Origin of the sequence: Algoriphagus sp. TR-M9 (assembly GCF_027594545.1) — a bacterium.
Taxonomy (GTDB): Bacteria; Bacteroidota; Bacteroidia; order Cytophagales; family Cyclobacteriaceae; genus Algoriphagus; species Algoriphagus halophytocola.
Genome location: NZ_CP115160.1, coordinates 4585138 through 4605495, shown reverse-complemented (window position 1 = coordinate 4605495; position 20358 = coordinate 4585138). Strand labels below are relative to the sequence as shown.

At 44.1% G+C, this 20358-nt stretch carries 17 protein-coding genes; 6 read left to right on the top strand and 11 right to left on the bottom strand.

From position 1 onward, the window contains the following. Window positions 1-57: 57 nt before the first annotated feature. From PBT90_RS19685 to PBT90_RS19675, 3 genes are all read right to left on the bottom strand, one after another. Window positions 58-1029, bottom strand: a complete 972-nt coding sequence (locus tag PBT90_RS19685; RefSeq protein ID WP_264808208.1) for an AAA family ATPase — start codon at window positions 1027-1029, stop codon at window positions 58-60. 234 nt (window positions 1030-1263) lie between these two features. After that, window positions 1264-1881, bottom strand: coding sequence for a pseudouridine synthase (locus PBT90_RS19680; protein WP_264808207.1), 618 nt, complete (start codon window positions 1879-1881; stop codon window positions 1264-1266). Window positions 1882-1891: 10 nt separating this feature from the next. Next, a complete protein-coding gene (locus PBT90_RS19675) occupies window positions 1892-2068 on the bottom strand; it encodes a hypothetical protein (protein WP_264808206.1) in 177 nt (58 codons plus the stop codon). Window positions 2069-2212: 144 nt separating this feature from the next. On the opposite strand from PBT90_RS19675, the gene PBT90_RS19670 reads away from it, so the two are divergent. Then, window positions 2213-3337: an amidohydrolase gene (locus tag PBT90_RS19670; RefSeq protein ID WP_264808205.1), complete on the top strand. Its 1125-nt coding sequence runs from the start codon at window positions 2213-2215 to the stop codon at window positions 3335-3337. Between the two features lie 151 nt (window positions 3338-3488). On the opposite strand, the gene PBT90_RS19665 is transcribed toward PBT90_RS19670, so the two are convergent. From PBT90_RS19665 to PBT90_RS19655, 3 genes are all read right to left on the bottom strand, one after another. Further along, window positions 3489-4268 (bottom strand): NIPSNAP family protein, encoded by a 780-nt coding sequence (locus tag PBT90_RS19665; protein WP_264808204.1) that lies wholly within the window; start codon window positions 4266-4268, stop codon window positions 3489-3491. 129 nt (window positions 4269-4397) lie between these two features. After that, a complete protein-coding gene (locus PBT90_RS19660) occupies window positions 4398-6725 on the bottom strand; it encodes a M1 family metallopeptidase (protein WP_264808203.1) in 2328 nt (775 codons plus the stop codon). Between the two features lie 52 nt (window positions 6726-6777). Further along, a complete protein-coding gene (locus tag PBT90_RS19655; RefSeq protein WP_264808202.1) occupies window positions 6778-7359 on the bottom strand; it encodes a HupE/UreJ family protein in 582 nt (193 codons plus the stop codon). 84 nt (window positions 7360-7443) lie between these two features. Between PBT90_RS19655 and PBT90_RS19650 the strand changes: the two genes are divergently transcribed. From PBT90_RS19650 to PBT90_RS19640, 3 genes are all read left to right on the top strand, one after another. Then, window positions 7444-7935: a DUF6702 family protein gene (locus PBT90_RS19650; RefSeq protein WP_264808201.1), complete on the top strand. Its 492-nt coding sequence runs from the start codon at window positions 7444-7446 to the stop codon at window positions 7933-7935. Window positions 7936-8365: 430 nt separating this feature from the next. Further along, entirely contained in the window at window positions 8366-11425 is a 3060-nt protein-coding gene (locus tag PBT90_RS19645) for a SusC/RagA family TonB-linked outer membrane protein (RefSeq protein WP_264808200.1), read from the top strand. Between the two features lie 17 nt (window positions 11426-11442). Beyond that, complete coding sequence (locus PBT90_RS19640; RefSeq protein ID WP_264808199.1) at window positions 11443-12951, top strand: RagB/SusD family nutrient uptake outer membrane protein; 1509 nt, start codon at window positions 11443-11445, stop codon at window positions 12949-12951. A gap of 70 nt (window positions 12952-13021) precedes the next feature. On the opposite strand, the gene PBT90_RS19635 is transcribed toward PBT90_RS19640, so the two are convergent. Next, window positions 13022-13564, bottom strand: coding sequence for a 2'-5' RNA ligase family protein (locus PBT90_RS19635; RefSeq protein WP_264808198.1), 543 nt, complete (start codon window positions 13562-13564; stop codon window positions 13022-13024). Between the two features lie 113 nt (window positions 13565-13677). On the opposite strand from PBT90_RS19635, the gene PBT90_RS19630 reads away from it, so the two are divergent. Next, complete coding sequence (locus PBT90_RS19630; RefSeq protein ID WP_270130773.1) at window positions 13678-14592, top strand: universal stress protein; 915 nt, start codon at window positions 13678-13680, stop codon at window positions 14590-14592. On the opposite strand, the gene PBT90_RS19625 is transcribed toward PBT90_RS19630, so the two are convergent. Next, on the bottom strand, window positions 14589-15518 hold the full coding sequence (locus PBT90_RS19625) for a class I SAM-dependent methyltransferase (protein ID WP_264808196.1): 930 nt from the start codon (window positions 15516-15518) through the stop codon (window positions 14589-14591). The genes PBT90_RS19630 and PBT90_RS19625 overlap by 4 nt on opposite strands. Beyond that, window positions 15508-16875: an exopolysaccharide biosynthesis polyprenyl glycosylphosphotransferase gene (locus PBT90_RS19620; RefSeq protein WP_264808195.1), complete on the bottom strand. Its 1368-nt coding sequence runs from the start codon at window positions 16873-16875 to the stop codon at window positions 15508-15510. The genes PBT90_RS19625 and PBT90_RS19620 overlap by 11 nt, the downstream gene beginning before the upstream one ends. Before the next feature lie 157 nt (window positions 16876-17032). Between PBT90_RS19620 and PBT90_RS19615 the strand changes: the two genes are divergently transcribed. Next, window positions 17033-17704, top strand: a complete 672-nt coding sequence (locus PBT90_RS19615) for a class I SAM-dependent methyltransferase (protein ID WP_264808194.1) — start codon at window positions 17033-17035, stop codon at window positions 17702-17704. On the opposite strand, the gene PBT90_RS19610 is transcribed toward PBT90_RS19615, so the two are convergent. Both PBT90_RS19610 and PBT90_RS19605 read right to left on the bottom strand, forming a co-directional pair. Next, window positions 17701-19488: an ABC transporter ATP-binding protein gene (locus PBT90_RS19610; RefSeq protein WP_264808193.1), complete on the bottom strand. Its 1788-nt coding sequence runs from the start codon at window positions 19486-19488 to the stop codon at window positions 17701-17703. The genes PBT90_RS19615 and PBT90_RS19610 overlap by 4 nt on opposite strands. Window positions 19489-19690: 202 nt before the next feature. Next, window positions 19691-20290, bottom strand: a complete 600-nt coding sequence (locus PBT90_RS19605; RefSeq protein WP_264808192.1) for a hypothetical protein — start codon at window positions 20288-20290, stop codon at window positions 19691-19693. Window positions 20291-20358: the final 68 nt, after the last annotated feature.

Below are 20358 nucleotides of genomic sequence, written 5' to 3'. Positions count from 1 at the left end.
AAAAGCGCATAAAAAAAGGCTTCTCTTGCGAAAAACCCCCTTTTAGTGAAATAGCTATTACTTCAATGTTACCGATTTGTTAATTGGTACTTTCTCCATTAGGATTTTTACCAGATCACGGGTGTTCACCCCGTCTGCCTCAGCTTCATAATTGAGGATTATTCGGTGGTTCAGTACATCTTCCGCGATTTCTTTGATATCCTCTGGTAGGACATAATCCCTGCCATCCATGAATGCTACTGCCTTAGATGCCAAGTTCAAATTGATGCTGGCACGGGGGGAAACACCAAACTGAATGTACTTAGCTTCCTCCTTCAGCCCATATTGATCAGGGAATCTGGTGGCAAAAACCAATTCTATAATGTAATGCTCCAGAGGTTCAGCCATTTTCACGGAATTGATCAGATTTCTGATTTCAAAAATGTCCTCTTTCGAAAGCATGGCATCTACATCTGAGCTAAAGGACATATTAGCCATCCGGCGCATTACCTCCATTTCATCTGCCTTGCTAGGATAGTCTATGTGCACTTTCATCATGAATCTATCTACCTGAGCTTCTGGAAGTGGGTAAGTACCTTCCTGATCCACGGGGTTTTGAGTAGCCAAAACCAAAAACGGACGGTCTAGCTGATAGGTGGTCTCGCCTATTGTCACCTGCTTTTCCTGCATGGCCTCCAAAAGGGCCGACTGCACTTTGGCAGGAGAACGGTTTACCTCATCTGCCAGGATTAGGTTTGAAAATATGGGCCCTTTTTTCACTTCAAAATTAGCCGCCTGCTGATTATAGATCATGGTTCCGATCAGATCCGCGGGAAGCAAATCCGGGGTAAACTGAATTCTATTGAAGTCCAGATGAAGAACTTTGGCCAGGGTATTTACGGTAAGGGTTTTTGCAAGCCCCGGCACACCTTCCAGAAGGATGTGGCCGTTGGTAAAAAGCCCGATCAAAAGTCTGTTCACCATTCGATCCTGACCTACTACTACTTTTCGTACTTCCTGGATGACATTTGCTATTTTTTCCTGATGCATGGAATTTAAATCTTTGAGTGCAACTAAAGGGAGACTAAAATAGATGATTTTGTCTCAAAGGACAATCTTAAATCTTAGAAGCGGTAATGCATTGCGATCAAAGGGATTTTATGATTTTTTAAGAAGGTTATTTCTCGAAGAAGCGAATAATTATTTCTCGCAGCGGCGCGGCGACGCAGCGGTGGATAACCTTTGAGGTTTACACAACCTCGAAGGTTTTGATCAGGAAAGGACCTACCGCCTTGATTTATTCCTGTCCCTCTTCTTAAAACCTGTCAGCCCCAACTTATGATAAATTTCGGTTTCATCCATTTCTCTCACTTCGCCCACTTCAAATCCCCCTATACTTAGCTTTTCCATTGACCAGCGCACCAACCTCAAAGTCGGAAATCCTATGGCAGCCGTCATTTTCCGTACCTGTCGGTTTTTCCCTTCTATCAAAGTCAGAGCAATCCAGGTATCCGGAACGCTGGCCCTATACCGGATAGGAGGATCTCGATCTGGAAGGTCCGGCTCCCGGGCCAACAGCTTGGCAATGGCTGGCTTAGTTTTATAGTCTCTTTTATCTACGTTGATCAGAACTCCCTGTGTGAGTGGCCTGAGGTCTTGGGCCTGGGGAGCTCCTTCTACCTGGGCATAATAGGTGCGCTGATGGCCAAATTTCGGATTGAGCAGCTGGTGGTTTAACCACTTGTCATCAGTGATCAGCAGTAGGCCTTCGGAGTCCTTATCCAGTCTTCCCACCGGATATACCTCCTTCGGAAAATCAAAAAGAGAGGCCAATGTATGCCCCTCTCCTGAAAATTGACTTAGAACCCCAAAGGGTTTGTAAATGATAAAATACCTAGCCAAGACGTATGGATTAACTTCCGCAGCCTACGCAATCAATGCTGGAATCGGTAGGTTTTACACCGTCGCGTTCCATCTTCAAATTGTGGATTTTGTCTCTGATTTCCATGTCAGCAAACATATCACCGGTGATTTGTGCCTCAAGTGCTTGGATTTGCTCGTTGTACTGTTCAATTTGTGCTTCGCTCATAAAAGTTAGATTAAGGGTTGAAGAAGTGTTGATCTAAAATAGGCATCCATCCTGAAAAGTTCCTGATGTATGCCTCATTTTTTTCGACAAAAATGATTCCAACTGACCTTTAGCGCTTTAGAAATTGATTATTTATACTAAGCTATGCCGCTTACCGAACTGATAAAACTACGTCACGATCTACATGAAAATCCCGAGATCGCCGGACAAGAAACCCACACTGCTGAAAGGATTTTAGGATTTATAGATAAGCTAAAACCTGATCATATCATTCAAAACCTAGGCGGAACAGGTCTGGCTTTTATTTTCGAAGGTAAAAAACCAGGACCTCGACTTCTCTTCCGAGCTGAGTTAGATGCCTTACCTATCCACGAAACCGGCAAGCCTAGTTACAAAAGTAAGCTATCCGGCAAAGCCCATCTCTGCGGACATGATGGACACATGGTCATCATCTGTGGATTAGCAGAAAAGCTAGCTGCCCAAAGACCCGAGAATGGGGAGGTGGTGTTGCTTTTTCAGCCTGCCGAAGAAACTGGTGAGGGAGCAAAAAGAATATTAGAAGATCCCAACTATGATCGGATCCAACCTGATTACGCCTTTGCCCTGCATAATCTCCCTGGCTTCCCACTCCATCAAGTGGTCGTGAGACAGGACACTTTCGCAGCAGGAAGTGTAGGCTTGACTATTTCCCTCACAGGTAAAACATCCCACGCTGCTCATCCTGATGCGGGAATCAACCCCGCAGCTGCCATTGCCCAAATGATCCAAGTTCTGCCAAAGCTTACCGAAAAGGTCAGGTCCTTTACCCTAGTCACAGTGATCCATGCGGAACTTGGGAGCTTGGCCTTTGGCACCAGTGCCGGAAAGGGGAGTTTGAGCTTGACTATTCGGGCTTTTGATCAGGATGATCTGGACCGTTTGAAGACACTGATCACGAAAGAGGCCGAAAGCATCTCCAAAAGTGAAAAACTCGAATGCAATTTCAGTTTTGTAGAATCCTTCGCAGTCTCAAAGAATGACCCTCATGCGGCTGAAATAGCCAAGGGTGCATTTAAAGAACTGGGGCTGGATCAAATTGAAAAAGAAGAACCTTTTCGCTGGTCAGAGGACTTTGGGTTGTTTAGTCAATCTTGCCCTTCTTATCTATTTGGACTGGGATCAGGGGAAAGCTGCCCGCAGCTACACGAGCCTAGCTATGATTTCCCGGATGAACTGATAGAGACCGGAGTGAGGATTTTTGAGGGAATTGTGAGAAAAGTGAATGGGTAAAAAGAAGACCTTCCAGGGATTGAAATCCTGGAAGGTCTGCGAAAATCACCTCCACTGGAGTTGTGGGCCAACTCAGCAATTATAGACAAATGATAAAATGCTGTGCGCCCTGCGGTAAAGAAACCGACTCTCGCCGGCTTTTCACTTTCAATTACAAATCAGAGTACTCCGCTGGGTAAAGCAGCAAAACATCTGCATGAGAAACCGTATTGGCGTATTCTGGCAGGTCCTTCATGGCTTCCCAATCTGGATCTACGCGGAACTGATCCCAGTGCTCATTTCTGATATCCATATTTTCATGAGTGGTCATGTACCAAAGGTTTGGCATATTCGCCCCAGCTATGGTCTCCCCATAGAAAATCGGACTGCAATTCAGCTTCTCGAAAATATCCATTTCACCGGAATTGAACATCTTCACTTTTGCCTGATACAGACGCTCCGTAGCAGCTTCATAGCTACGCAATTCATAGACTCTATCTTTCTTTGCATTGGTCAAGTTAGACTCCGCAAACTTCGGCTGTCCACTCATTGCCTGAAGTAGAGAGCTTTCAATTCTTTTGTAAGGTGGATTGGTATGGGAAGCATTGATGTAGGCAGATCCGGCAGTCTGATAGGCTTGGTCTTTCGCCAGTTTTCCTTCCAAAGCCACGAAATCATTCATGTTTTTGAAAGGGAGAAACAAATAAACTTCCTTTCCTTCATTGGGCTGGCCTGCGATTGGTTTAAACACACCTACTTTAGACACACCTTGCCTGTGTGCAGCAGGGATCAAAGCATTTTCAAAATAATGGTCTAGCATAGCCTCTTGCTCGCCACTCTCAATATGGTAAGTTCTAAGCTCATAGAAATCTCTTTTTTGCGCAAAAGAAGTTGAGCTAATAAAAGTAACTGCAAGAATTAGCAAGCTTGCAATCAGATTGATCTTTTTCATAGGTAAGGGTTTGGGTTGTTTCAATTGATTTTCAAGGTAATTAAAGTGGTCAATAATCACCATGAATATTTCATGAAATGGAAAAAGCCGACTTTCGCCGGCTTTTTCTCTCAGTTATACTGTCTCAGTTTACTTCTTCTGTGCCTCTTTCATAGGATTACTACCCGTAGATGTCCCTCTAGCAGCGCCTGATCCTTTGAACAATTCAAATCGACTTGGCAGGTATTGTCTTGGCCAGTAGTTATTCGACTCATCGATATCGGCAGTTTCTCTTTTAGGGTCCAAAATGATCTGAGTGACTTCTTTTTCCTTTACAAATACTTTGGTCACGGCTGTCTCATTTAATCTCCAGATTTCTGCAGGAATTCGTTCTATCTCCGAAGTACCATCAGCATATTGGAATTCAAGTATAATAGGCATGACTAAACCACCTACATTCCTGAAATTGATCTCATAGAAATTCAAATCCTTCTCCATCAGTTCCTTTTCCTCAGGACTAAGGCTAGCCATGAATTTGCGGTAGTTTTCTTCATCCTCAGGAGTCACAGTGAACGGATTATAGCTAGTGTAGAAATCTCGTGTAGCAGGATCTGTTTCTATCACCGTTTCTGGCACTGCTGCTTTGTTATATTCTTTGGTCACAAAGGCTTCTTCACGTTCCGCCTCAGCTTGTAGATCTGCACTCTTCTCAGCCGGTGTACGGTTGTCCATTTTGTACAAGGATACATTTTCAATCGCAATATCTACCGGCTCAGTGCCATAGAACCATCCTCTCCAAAACCAGTCCAGATCAACTGCCGAAGCATCTTCCAAAGTCCTGAACAAGTCATCTGGAGTCGGGTGCTTGAATTTCCATCGATTCGCATATTCCTTGAAAGCATAATCAAACAGCTCTCTGCCCATTACAGTTTCTCGAAGGATGTTCAGCGCAGTGGCTGGCTTGGCATAAGCATTTGGCCCAAATTGGATAATATTTTCCGAATTGGTCATAATCGGCTCCAGGGTATTTACAGGACTTCTCATGTAGGGAACGATCTTGTGCGCGGGTCCACGGCGCGAAGGGAAGTTTCTATCCCATTCCTGCTCGGCCATAAACTGCATAAAGGTATTCAGTCCTTCATCCATCCAAGTCCACTGACGCTCGTCAGAGTTGACGATCATTGGGAAAAAGTTGTGTCCAACTTCATGTATGATCACGCCGATCATTCCATTTTTTATCGCTTCCGAATAAGTCCCATCAGCATCTGGACGACCATAGTTGAAACAGATCATTGGGTACTCCATACCATTTGCAGCCTCTACAGAAATCGCAGTTGGATACGGGTAATCGAAAGTATGGGCAGAGTAAGATTTGATGGTATGCGCTACCACACGGGTAGAATACTGACCCCAAAGGGGATTGGCTTCTTTGGCATAGTAAGACATGGCCATTACGTCTTTGCCTCCTTGCTTCACAGCCATGGCATCCCAGATGAACTTGCGGGAAGAAGTCCATGCAAAATCACGTACATTTTCAGCTTTGAACTTCCAGGTCTTTTTCTCGGTAGACTTGCCCTTCTCGAATTCTGTAGCTTCATCCTGCGTACGGATGACCACTGGATTATCATAGGTTTGTTTTGCCTTATTCCAGCGATCCAGTTCAGTGGATGAAAGCACTTGGTTTGGGTTTTGAAGCTCACCTGTAGCGCCCACCATGTGGTCAGCCGGGACGGTGATATTCACCTCATAATCACCAAATACCAGGGCAAATTCTCCTCTTCCGAGAAATTGTTTGTTTTGCCATCCTTCAAAGTCTGAGTAAACCGCCATTCTCGGAAACCACTCCGCCATGGTGTACAGGTAATTGCCGTCCTCTTCAAAATATTCATAGCCAGGTCTTCCGGAGATATAGCCCACACGATTGGTGATATTGAAAGACCACTCTACACCAAAAGTAAATGAATCTCCAGCCTTGAGCGGTGTAGGTAGGTCGATACGCATCATGGTATTATTCACCGTGACAGGTAGAGGATTTCCTTTGGCATCTGTCACTTCCAATACTTTATAGCCATAGTCATCATTAGCCCAGATGATACCTTGCAGGTTACGAAGGGTCATGCGGTTTCCAATAGAACTCTGCGCCACTTTGGGAGCGTCTGAACCAGCTCCACGCTGATTTTCTTCCAGCTGCACCCAGAGGTAGGTCAGCTGATCTGGGGAATTATTGATGTATGTGACCTTTTCAGAACCCTTGATAGACTGATTTTCATCATCCAGCTCCACATTGATCACGTAATTTGCCTGCTGCTGCCAATACATATGTCCTGGAGCACCAGAGGCGGTCCGGTACACATTGGGCGTTCTGAGCATGGTCCCCAGCTGCTCAAAGCGTTCGGCATGATTTTGTTCTGAATGCTGCGCAAAAGCAGGGAATATCCCCAAAATTGCCAGTAGTGTTAATGCGAATAATTTTCTCATAAATCTATTTTATGGGTTTAAATTCCAATACAATATCTTTTGTCTTCACCAATTACCAAAATTTGGTCTCCAGCATCAGCATCAATGCTACTCCGAATACCATGGAAGCTACCACCAAAGTCCACTCCTTACGGCTGACGCCTGCTATCCCCACCAGTATAGAAGTGACCACGAGGAAAATTCCCACAATGATCAATTGCCCGAGCTCCAAGCCCAAATTAAAAGCCAACAAGGGCTGCCAAATACTGGCCTCTTTGCCCAGCAGTCCCCTGAGGTAATTGGAAAAACCCAGGCCATGGATCAATCCAAAAACCAAGGCAAAGGCATAATTGATATTAATTCCTTTGCCACTGGAGGGTTTTGGTCGAAGAATTGTGATAAAAGAAGTGATCGCGATGGTAACCGGAATCAGAAATTCAATCAGGTCCGAATTGACCTGCACTAACTTAAATGTAGCCAAAGCCAAGGTAAGCGAGTGACCTATGGTAAATGCAGTGACTAGCACGACTATCTTCCTCCAGTCCCGGGGGATGTAGATCGCACACAATGCCAATACAAAAAGAATATGATCAAAACCTTGGATATCCAGGATGTGCTGAAGTCCAAGGCGAAAATACAATTGAAATGAACTCATAGTATGGGGTGATGTACCTCTAAAGAAGTAAATTGCGCAATAATACAGGATTATTCCCAGAAAAGACAGACGACTTCATACCAAATGCAACAGTTTTACATATCTATGATCAGCTTGGGATGGCTGGTATTCTATCACCCTTTTCACCTGAGTCTGACGGAAATAGCCTGGAACGAAAACACCCAGCACCTGGAGGTTTCGCAGAAGATTTTCTGGGATGATCTGGAAATAGCCTTGGGAAATTTTCATGAAGAATCCATAGACTTTTTGAATCCAGCGAACAAGGAAAAGCTAGAAGATCAAATCAACCAATACATCAGGAGTAAGAACAAATACTGGATAGAAGGACGTGAAATAACAATGCGCTACCTCGGTCATGAGGTGGAGGAAGATGCAGCTTGGTTTTATTTTGAGTCAGAAGCCGTTTCAAAGCCATCCAGTATCCATGTATTGAATGAAATTTTAATCGATGATTTTCCAGATCAAAAAAATATCGTCCAGTTTTTCTTTGATCCGCAAAGTCCAAAAAGCCTCATCCTGGAAAAAGGACAGCCAGAAGGAAAGCTCACCAAGTAAATGGAAACGCTCTGTACTCGCTTGATGGAGTAGTGGCAGCTTTTACTGCTGTAAGTAGATAAAACTAAAATCGCTCCAGGGGACTGAATTGTATGCCCATTTCTGCTTGGTCATTAGATTTCCCCATCTCTTTTGGATCTGCTTCTCAAAGCGAAATTATTGTTTTTAAGCCTAAAAAGGGAAAGTTTTTAGACAATGCACCAGAAGCTTTGAGTAATTTTTTTACTATCCCCAAAAAGTATTTTTAAAAAATTAAATATCAGTTATTTTAATGTTTGAACATACAATATTCCCTATATAAATACATAGACAAAATTTTGTTTTATAGAATAATTTGTTCTTACTTTCATAGGTAAGTTCAGAAAACTGAACGAGCAATAACCCATCTCAAACCTGACGATTCAAAAGGAATTGTCTAAACAATTTTACTATGTACAAAACGATTTACCCAAAATCGCGAGCACTCCCACCTTGGCTAGATGTCAAAGGTTTTGTGCTCCCAATGCTCCTGCTATTGATTTTTGCAGGAAGTGCCTTTGCCCAAAGCAGAAATGTAAGCGGCACCATCACATCCTCAACCGGGGAGGCCATGCCCGGAGTTAACGTGCTAATTAAAGGTACCACCACAGGTACAGCCTCTGACATTGACGGCAATTTTAGCTTAACAGTCCCTTCGGACGAATCCATCTTAGTATTCTCATTTATCGGCTACACTTCTAAGGAAGTTCGTGTAGGAAATTCTTCCCAGCTCTCTGTGGTATTGGAAGAAGACCTTTCTTCACTTTCTGAGGTTGTAGTAGTAGGGTATGGTACACAGGAGCGGGCAAAAGTCACCGGTGCCATTTCATCGGTAGGCTCAGAGGAAATCCGTGCGCTGCCAGTCCCTAGTTTGGCCTCTGCCCTACAAGGTAGAGCTGCCGGGGTGGCTGTGACCAATACCGGATCTCCAGGTACCAATCCACTGGTGAGAATACGGGGTATAGGTACAGTTGGAAACAATGATCCCCTATATGTAATTGACGGTATGCCAGCAGGCGGGCTCAACCAAATCAACCCAGCCGATATTGAATCTATTGAAGTATTAAAAGATGCCTCCACTGCTGCCATTTATGGTTCCAGAGGTGCAAATGGGGTAATCCTCGTGACCACCAAAAAAGGAAAAGCCGGTAAGCCTCTAGTGTCCGTAGATGGATATTATGGTTCACAAAATGCCTGGAAAACGCTGGATCTACTAAATAGAGACCAGTACATCGCATTTGGGCGTGATTTACTTGGTAATGCAGGCGAAGACGCCCCGGCAAGATTTGATGACCTGGGAGAGTTTGCCAATAATGACATCGATTACCAAGATGAGATGTTCCGCTCTGCTCCTATCCAGGACTATAATGTGAGTGTAGCTGGAGGTACGGACAATGTGCTCTATAACTTCTCTGTGGGATATTTCTCCCAAGAAGGAATTATGAGAGGAACCGGATTTGAAAGAATCTCAGTTCGATCCAATACAGAATTTAAGATCAACGATAGGATCAAAATAGGGGAAACCCTCACTGTAGCCTACTCTGATAGAAACAACGAACCTTTCTCCGGTGGACGTAGTCAGTTGGAGCATATCGTGAAATCCGTCCCTTACATTCCGGTAAGAGATGCCAGCAGACTTGGTGGATTTAGAGCACCAGATCGGGTAGATGGCTCAGATCCGGAAAACCCCGTGTTAAATGCTTCTCTGAGACGAAATAATACTGTGGACTACAAAATCTTAGGCTCTGCTTATATCACTGTGAATATCCTAAAAGGATTGGATTACAAGCTCCTTGTAGGAATGGACTTGGGATTAGGAAATACCTTTGACTATACTCCAGCATTCAATGCGGGTGATTTCAGTATCCAGCCTTTTGCAGCCATAGGTCAGACCAGATCTACTTTTGTCTCTCCATTGATCAGTAATCAATTCACTTATAATAGAGACTTTGGAAAGCACCATATTGACCTACTGGGAGTAATCGAAAGACAGACCTCCACCTTCACCTCGCTGAATGGAACCGGTCAAAACTCCCTCACCAATGAAGTGAAAGAACTTCAGGGTGTGGAAAACCAGACTACTTCAAGTACTAGAACAGAGTATGGCTTGATTTCTTACGTAGGTCGTGTGAACTATGATTATGCGCAGAAATACCTAGTCAGCGCTAGTATCCGACGAGATGGAGGATCCAGATTTGGTCCGGATAATAAATGGGGTACCTTCCCATCTCTTTCCTTGGGATGGAGAATTAGCGAAGAGGGCTTTATGCAAGGCCTGGATGCTGTGAGTGATTTAAAACTGCGTGCCAGTTATGGCGAGACAGGTAATGACCGAATCGGTGATTATGTGTACCAAGCCACTATTAATTCAAACTTGTTCTACAACTTTGATGAGAACCTGCTGACAGGTAGTACGATTTCAGCACTTGCAAATGCCGACCTGAAATGGGAAACTACCATCATGAAAAACATAGGTCTGGATTTAGGCTTATTCAATGACCAGTTCACGCTAGCTCTGGAATGGTACGAAAACACTACCGAGGATATGATCCTAGGTGTACCGATCCCTCCTTCATTGGGATATGACGGAGCCCCTGTGGCTAACGTAGGTACAGTGAAAAACACTGGATTTGAAATCACTGCAGGCTATGAGCTTAGATCTGGCGATTTTCAAATGGCAATTGACGGAAACATGGGATTTGTAAGCAATGAGCTGGTTTCTCTAGGTTCTGGTAACACCATCTTCGGTCCAAACTTCCAAGGAGATGCCATGACCCTGACAGAGGAAGGTCAACCTATTGCTTATTTCTACGGTTGGATTGCAGACGGAATTTTCCAAAGTGGAGAAGACACCAGTCAGCAGCCTGATGCAGAAGCAGGAGACATCAGATTCCGAGACATCAACAATGATGGTGTGATCAACGCAGATGACAGAACTAATCTAGGCCATTACCTTCCGGACTTCACCTATGGTTTGAACATGAATGCCTCTTACAAAGGCTTCGATTTCACTATGTTTTGGCAAGGTGTTTCTGGCAACGAAATCTTCAACAACCTACGCTATCACACGGAAGGGATGACCCGGCTTTTTGGCGCCAGTGCGGTGGTTTTGGATAGATGGACGCCAAACAATACCGATACTAATGTGCCAAGAGCAATCTCAGGCGACCCGAATAGAAACGCTAGAGCCAGTTCTAGATTTGTAGAAGATGGTTCTTATCTCAGACTGAAAAACATCTCATTGGGCTATAGTATCCCAAGCTCTTTATTAGATGCTTGGAGTAAAGGAAACATTTCAAAAGTAAGAGTGTATGTCTCCGCGCAAAACCTCCTGACTTTCACAGACTACTCAGGGTATGATCCCGAGATCTCTGTAAGAACAGGTATCAACTCCTCCTTAGGTACAGGTATTGACTACGGTCAGTTCCCAGCAGCGCGCACGATCATGGGAGGTATACAACTTGCATTTTAATTATAAATAAAGAAATCATGAAAACAAGATCCACGTTTTTGGCAGTGATAATGGCTGTGGGCTTAGTGGCCTGTGATGAGGAAGTATTGAATCCGGTAAACCCTAATCAACTGGGTACGGAGACTTTCTACAAAACTGGTCCACAACTCGTAGCGGCGATAAATTCCGTATATGCCACGCTCCAAGGAAACAATTTATATAATAGAGAGTATTTCTTCCTACACGATTTACTTTCAGATGATGTAGAGACTGGGGGAGCTCAGCTAGAGGCTCCAAGGGCACAAATGCTGAATTATGTATTTGACGCTTCCAATCCATTGGTAGATGCAAACTGGAGAGGCTGGTACAGATTGATCCACCGAGCCAATTTGGTTTTAGAAAATGCAGAAAATGCCACCGATGATATTACTGATGCTTTGCGAAGCAGAATAATCGGGGAGGCCTACTTTCTCAGAGGACTGGCATTTTACGAATTGTCCACTATGTGGGGCGGAGTACCGCTAATGACTACTTCCGCATCTTCTCCCGAAGGGCTCCCAAGGTCTACTCAGGCCGAGTCCTTTGCGCAATCTCTGAATGACCTGAACGAAGCGATTTCTAGACTTCCACTGGCTAGCACCTATACCGGTGCCGACGTGGGAAGAGCTAGCAAAGGCACTGCACAGGCAGTAGCTGCCAAGTTGCTTTTGTTTCAAGGTGATTATGCTGGCGCAAAGCCCTATTTGACAGAAATCATCAATTCCAATCAGTATTCTTTAGTAGATCGGTATTTGGACAATTTCGAAGAGGAAAATGAAAACAACGCTGAGTCAATCTGGGAAATCCAGTTTTCAGAAGCCTTTGGCAATGCCGGGGGATGGAATGCAGATGGTACAGGTATCGCCGAGGTTACATTCCGAGGTCAAGAGTATGGTCCAAATGCCTGGAGAAATCTGATCCCAAATACTGCTCTGGTAAATGAATTTGAAACTAGTCCTAAAGAGGATCCAAGAATGAGCTATAATTTCTACCGACTAGGAGACACCTTCAATGCAGGTGAAAGTGTGCTGGACGAGTCCACTGTACAGGGTGATTTCACTAAGCCTAGCTGGAGAAAGTATCAGACTATTTATAAGCGCGCCAATGAAAACACGCAGTCCGGAATTAATTTCCGCGCCATACGCTATGCAGATGTCCTACTTATGATGGCAGAGGTAGAGAATGAACTCTCCGGACCTGCGGCAGCTTTGCCATACCTGAATATGACCAGAAATAGAGCCGATGTACAAATGCCAGAATACCCAACGGCACAATACCCTACCGGCACCAAGGAAGAAACACGACTGGCCATCATGCACGAAAGACGTGTAGAAATGCCAGGAGAGCAGGTACGAAATAGAGATATTCGCAGATGGCGTAGAATGGGCTACTTGCCTAATGAACCTATAGACGGATATCAAGAAAGATATGACCTATTGCCTTTACCTACTGTAGAATTGGACAACAACTCTGCACTTTCCAATGGGGATCAAAACCCCGGGTATTAATTTTAAAACCTAATCAATCAATTCAATAGCCGAGTATGTGCTCGGCTATTTTTTTTGCTGAAAATCCGGGTTACTTCTTCCCAAAATCGATTTTCTGATACACCGTCCATCTTCCACTCTCTCTTTTTAAGAGGCAAAGATGTTGCGCTTCAAATACTCCCTGGATTGCTTTTGCCTTCGCAAAATCTAGCACCTGCTGAAAGTTGTTTTTTTTCAGATCCTTAAAGGCAATAGTCATGTGAGGGTGGAAATTTCGGTCACTCAGTTCATCCACCAGATTTAGCTCCCGCTTGCAGTACAATTTCAATTCCTGCTGAAAGCTTATCAAATCAGCATCAGCCGCTATGCCCAGAAATATCACCCGCTGCCCAAAAGTCTCCACACCGTCAACCTGGATTTTCATACTGTGGAATTCTTGCGTAAACTGCCGCAACTTGGCAAGCAAGACGCCCTCTTTGGCTTCATTATAAACGAAAGGCATCTTCATAGTAACATGAGCCGGTGACTTCAGCGCATACTTCACATTGAACGCATCTTTGAGCTCATACTTCAGAGCCGTGGCTTCATCTTGGATTTTCCCCTCTGGCACCAGCGCCAAAAAATATTTCTGCATGACTTTCATCCCACAAAACTACCTCGAAAACCAATTCGTAAGGTAAAAACAAAAAAACTATTCGATAAACTCAATCAAAGCCTTAAATTAAGGGATATAAACACCAAACAACTATGAAGCATTTTTCAAAGGTCATGATAGGCCTGGATCTGAGCGAGATTGATGATATCCTGATCAAAAAGACAATAGTATATCTGGAATTCCTAGGAATAGATAAATGTTACTTTGTGCATGTGGCCAAAGACCTAGCCATACCGCAGGAAATATTGGATAACCATCCGGAACTTTTGGCTCCCGGTGATGAATCTATAGAGGCGATTATCACGGAAAAGCTCAAAGAGTACCACTTCCCCCCGTCTATGGATATAGAAGTCTTTGCTGAGGAAGGAGCACATCCTTTGGACACCTTTTTGCGCTGGGCCAAAATCAAAGATGTGGACCTGATCATCATGGGTAGAAAGGAAACCCTAGAGGGCAGTGGATCTCTAGCTAAGGGTATCGCCAAAAAGGCACCTTGCTCCATCTTGATGCTTCAGGAAAAAAGACCTCCGGGATTACCGAAGAGAATCATGATCCCTTCAGATTTTTCCGCCCACACAGATATGATCTACGATTTTGGAGAGCGAATCTCGGAAGAGTTAAACGCGGAGTTGGTTCCTGTGCATATCTACGATGTGCCCCATGGCTATTCCAAAACCGGAAAGACATTAGAGGAGTTTTCTGAGATCATGAAGAATAATGCGAAGGAAGACTTCAAGAATTTCATCACGAAATTCAATCATAAAAACATAGAATGCCACTTTGTGCAGAATACCGGAGAAGACAAAGGAAAGACCCTTCTGGACGAAGCCCTGAAACTGGATGCGGACATGATTTTGCTGGGGTCCAGAGGTAAAACAAAATCCGCAGCTATTCTCCTAGGATCCGTGGCTGAAAAACTCGTCAACGTCAATAATCTACTTCCTATGCTGATATTCAAAAAGAAGGGTGAGACAATCGGATTCTTCGAAGCCCTGTTTAAGATTTAAGCTATCTTGGTCATATAAAAACACACCTGATCCCCTTTGCCCTCCCTATTGTAACGGAGGGCTTTTTTTTGCATCTCTGCTAGCTCTTCCTTAGTAAAATGATCTTCTGGCTTTGAACTCAAGGTCAATCCTTTTTCATAGAGTTCAGTCCCCCAAAACTGAAATGCCGTGGAATCAAACTCGATTTCATCAATTTGAAAACCAAATTGCCCAGCCAAGCTTTTCATCCCAGCAACAGAAGGAATCACTAGGTGCCTCGGAGCGTCCAGCTGCACCCAAAATTCCTGATGATCCTTCCACACAGAAGCATCGGAAACCGGAGTCCGAATGAGCAGCCTACCTCCTTTGCTCAGTCTTTCTCTGCACACTTCCAATGTTTCCTTTGGATCACCCATATGCTCAAAGGAATGATGCATCATGATCAGCTCAAATTGAAATGCTACTTCCTGGAGTTCCTTCTTGTACAAGCGAACATGGGGATGCAGCCGCACATCGTCTTCAATAAATGGGTCTATCCCGTGCAAATCCGAATAACCAGAAACAGCTAGTTCATAGAGCAATTGCCCATTGCCACATCCCACATCTGCGATTTTAGCATCAAAAGAACTGTGGACTTTTTTTAACCAATAGCCGTATTCTGGCGAAAAAGGCTGCAATCCACTTTGGAGAAAAGTGCGTATTCTGAGCGTTTTGAGCAGGTTTTTAAGCCTTCCGGATCGCACCAAAGGCAGAAATGAATAATAATTAGAATGAGAATAATAAGTGGATAAATTTTCAGGAATCTCACTGATCTGCAATGAACCACAGTCCTGACAGGCTGTGTACTCAAAGCTATCGCCCAAACCAATCATTCGCTCTTGGGCTTCAAAAAATCTCAACTGGATACTACCACAAAACTTGCAGGAATTTTTTACCTCAATCCCCATCTTCCTTGTTAGAAAGCACCCCAAAAGTATTCCCCATAATCTCAAGATCCAGCATGAATGACCATCTATGGATATAGAATGAATCCAGACGTACTCTATTGCGAATCTGCTGTGGAGTTTCGATTTTTCCCCGGTAGCCTCGCACCTGAGCAAGACCCGTGATTCCCGGACGTACTTTGTGTCTGGAATTATAGCCCATGATCTGCGTGTTCAATTCCTTATTCATCGATACCGTGTGCGGTCTAGGCCCTACCACTGACATATGCCCAAGCAGGACATTGATAAACTGGGGCACCTCATCCAGAGAAGATTCTCTCATAAACAGCCCTATTTTGGTGATTCTGGAATTATGATCATTCTCAGGGTCTCCATCCTCCCGATCAGTCACTGTCATGGAGCGGAACTTGATGCAATTGAACACTTTATTGTTTACCCCATTTCTTTTCTGAATGAAGAATATAGGCCCTTTGGATTCCAGTTTGATCAGAATACCTAAAATAGGAATAAGCAATGACAGAAAACATACAATCACCACCACCGCAAAAATCACATCAAATGCTCTTTTGGCAAATCGGTTAAAGAAATGATCCAGCGGAATTTCATTGACATTGATGACAAAAAGATTTCCATATTTGGAAAAAGACAGGCTCTTCTCCAGCTGAAGGCTACCACCGGGCAGCATCTTCACCTGAATGTAATGCTCATCAGCAAAATCTATCACCCTTTTGACTAAGTCAGAATCCAGTTTTTCGTGGATATAAATCATATCCAAATCCATCTCCGCTGCCCGCTCAAAGAAGTCTTTGATTTTTCCTCTAGTCTGCGCGCAGTTTGATTTATCATCAAAATAGCCGAGAAAGTTAATCCCAAAGTCTTTGCGGATCTTCAGCACATCGGCTAGTTTTCGCCCAGTGCCACCCTTTCCTACTATGACAGCATTTCGGTAATTGTTCCCTTTGGTTCGATACTTCCGAAGAATCATGTGCACGGTCACCCGGAACATCCCCATGATGACCAACATCCCAAAGCCCAAAGCCAGAACCGGGATCACTTGTAGGGCCGGAGTGCGAAAAGGCAACCAAAGAATGGCCGTTGCCCCCGTAAACCAACCTACTGTACCCAGATGACGACGAAGCGTATGTTCATATTCGTCTGTACGCGGGATTTTAAAATCTTTTCGGAGCACGGACACCAGCATCCATAAAACTGAAAGAGGAACAAAAGCAAGAAAACTCGCTCCTTCAAAAATACCGATGAACTGAAGTCCATAATCACAGATAAGCAGTGCCACTAAGGACACCAAAAAATCTATCAGGGTAAACACCCAAGGAAAATACTTATCAAACCTTCTTTTCATAAAAACACTAACCGAATCCGGCCTATTTACCTTCAATACCAGTTAAACTTGGATACTAAGCCAATCCGATTCATTTTAGAAGCCAAAATTAAGAAAAGAATCAGCAAGCCTGATTACTTTTGTGCTTTATTATTATACGAAAGCCTCTAGGCAACGCATGAGTTTTATTACTGATTTATTTTCTCCTTCTGAAAATCCACGCTCGCTAGGAGCCAAATTTAGAAACCAAAGACAAAAAGATTTTGAGGATTTATTTTTCAAGAATTTTTCAAAAACCAAGCCAGTTAGAATACTAGATCTAGGCGGTACAGACTATTTCTGGAAGAATAGTGCTCTGCTGGATTTGCCAAATGTGGAGATCACGCTTCTGAATTTAAGTCTGGATCCAAACGAGAATGATAGATTCAAAGCAGTAGTGGGAGATGCCACCTCTATGCCCCAATTCCCAGACCAGAGTTTTGACCTGATCTTTTCCAATTCGGTCATTGAGCATTTATATACCTGGGAAAACCAACAGAAAATGGCCGCTGAGATTCTGCGTGTAGGTAAAAAGCATTTTATCCAAACTCCGAACAAGCATTTCCCCATAGAAGCACATTACGCCATTCCATTTTCCCAGTATGTGCCAAAGTCTTGGGTGTTTTTTTTCCTGACCAAAACCAAGGTCAGCAGACTTCAAAAATGGGATCCCGCACATGCACAGCAGTATCTGGATGAAATACGTTTGCTTACACTACAAGAAATGAAAAAGTTATTCCCGGGAAGCAGTATTTACAAGGAGTCTTGGCTGGGTATGACCAAGTCCATCTGTGCGCATAACCTGGGTTAATCGGCAAACTGTAACCTGACCAGGTTGGCATAAAAGCCGTCTTCCTGTCCGAGCAGTTCAGCGTGATTGCCCTGCTCAATGATCTCCCCATCGCTCAGCACATAAATGCGGTCAACCTTTCGTATGGTCGCCAATCTATGCGCAATAATGATGGTGGTACGGCCTTTCATCAACTCATCCAAGGCTTCCTGAACCAAAGACTCCGATTCAGCATCCAATGAAGAGGTAGCCTCATCCAGTATTAATATGGAAGGATCCTTTAAAATCGCCCGGGCTATAGCTACACGCTGTCTCTGACCCCCGGAGAGTTTCACTCCACGCTCTCCCACCAGCGTATCCAGACCTTCTGGGAATTTAGAAATAAACTGCCAGGCATTGGCTTTTTTGGCAGCCTCTATGATTTCCTCTTCGGTGGCATCAGTTTTGGCATAAGCAATGTTTTCGCGGATAGACCCACCAAAAAGCAATACCTCCTGGGGTACTATGCCCACTTGCTGTCTCAGATTTTCTAGATTCCAATCCTGCAAAGGTTTATCATCGACTAGAATCTCTCCTTTTTGTACCTCATAGAATCTCATGAGGAGCTGAATGATGGTGGATTTACCAGCCCCGGAATGACCCGCCAGAGCCACTTTCTCTCCTGACTTGACATGAAAAGTGAGGTCTTTCAAGACTTCCACTTCAGGTCTGGTAGGATAATGAAATCCCACATGATCAAAACTGATTTTTCCTTCCAGCCTTAACGTATTAGATCCTGATACCGGTTCGGCTTCCTCGTCAAGGATCTCCAATACCCTTTCTGAAGATCCTATGGCCTTTTGAACCTGACCATAAATATCCCCCAAACCAGCTATAGACCCACCAATAAACGTGGTATAGAGCACAAAAGACACCAGCTCGCCCACACTCATCTCTCCTGCTCCCACCAGACTGGCTCCATACCACATCACTGCTACTATGCCTCCGAAAAGCACAAAAATGATAAAAGAGATAAATGCTCCTCTGTACTTAGCAGCTCGTAAAGCCACTCCTACCACACGATTCAAGCCATTGCCATATCGGGCCGACTCATAGGCCTCTCCGGCAAATGACTTTACCGTAGTGATGGACTGAAGCGTTTCCTCCACGATCACATTGGCACCGGCCAATTCATCCTGAGTGGACTTGGACAGCTTACGGATAAACTTCCCGAAAACCATAGCGATAACTACCAGTATAGGAAAGGTAGCTAACATGAATAAGGTTAGCTTGGGCGTATTGAACAATAGAAAACCAACTCCGGCTACTAAGGTCACCACCTGCCGGAAAAGCTCTGCCAAAGTCACCGAGAAGGTGTCCTGCAGCAAACTCACATCAGAGGTAATTCTGCTGATCAATTCCCCGGTTCTGCGCTTGTCAAAAAACGTCATCGGCAAGCGTACCAATCTGGAATAAAGTGCATGCCGGATATCCCGCATGGATCGTTCTGAAACCAAAGCGAAGGTCCAAACTCTGAAAAAGGAAAAGATACTTTGTACTGCCAAAATCCCCACTAAAACCAAAGCAATGGAATTGACATCATTGACTATCCAGTCTTTTCCCTGAGCAGTATCGATCAGCTTTCCCGCTACATAAGGAAAGGTCAATAAGGTAAGCGATGAAAAAACAAGAAAAATCAACCCTAGAAAAAATGCTCCTTTGTAAGGCATCATAAAATTGAAAATGCCTCCCAGTTTGTTCAAATTCTGCTTGTTCAACTTCCTTTTCTCGCCTTCTTCCAAAGCAGTTCCTCTTTTCTTAGCCATTAGGTGATTTTGCTATTTTAAGGTCACAAACTTACGGTTTTTTTTCAGGGAAATCCTTGGCACAGGTGGAAAGCTTTCACACAGATTTACCATCAAACTTTGCACGACTTGGCACAGTCTACTAACGAAAGGCAAGCTACGCAGAGAATCACTACCCAAAGGTCAGCTCTGGGGTCTAAAAATCCACTGAGGACTGATTCCCCTATCTGCCCAGTTGGGCATCGACCAGTTCACGCTTAAGCTTACGCTCCCGGTCCAGCATGTTTTTCCTATGATTGTCAAATTCCTCCTGTACCTCGGCCAGATCCTTTCTGGCTTTATTGATTTTTTTGAAACTGCTGAAATACTGAAAAGAGAAAAAGGCAAGTGCCACAGCCAAGGCTGCTACCAAAATCCACATAAACGAGGAGTAAACCGCTTTATGGACACCCATGCCCAAAAAGGTAAAATTGTCTTTCTGATCAATCGCTTCCTGCTTTTCTGTTTCGGCAGTGACTAGGCTGTTATTCAGGCTTGCGATAGAATCTTTTTGGCTTGCTATCAGCCCCTTAAGATCCGCCACTTCCTGTCTCATCGTCCGCATAGAATCCAGCATGTTGGACTTGAGCTGATCCAGATTGGTGCGCTTCACCACTTTATATTCTTGGTAGTTGTTTGATACACTATAGATGTAATCAAACTGGCTGTCAATGGTACCTGATTTTAAGGATCCTTTATCTTCTGAATTGCTTTGCGCAAGCACAGCATAGGGCAAAGCTAGCAATGTGAACAATAGTAGTGTTAGAGAAAATACGCTTTTCATTGGGTAATTTATTTGCAAACTAGGGTGATGGGCTTCAGCCTCCAATAAACATGCCTTGGCAAGCTTAT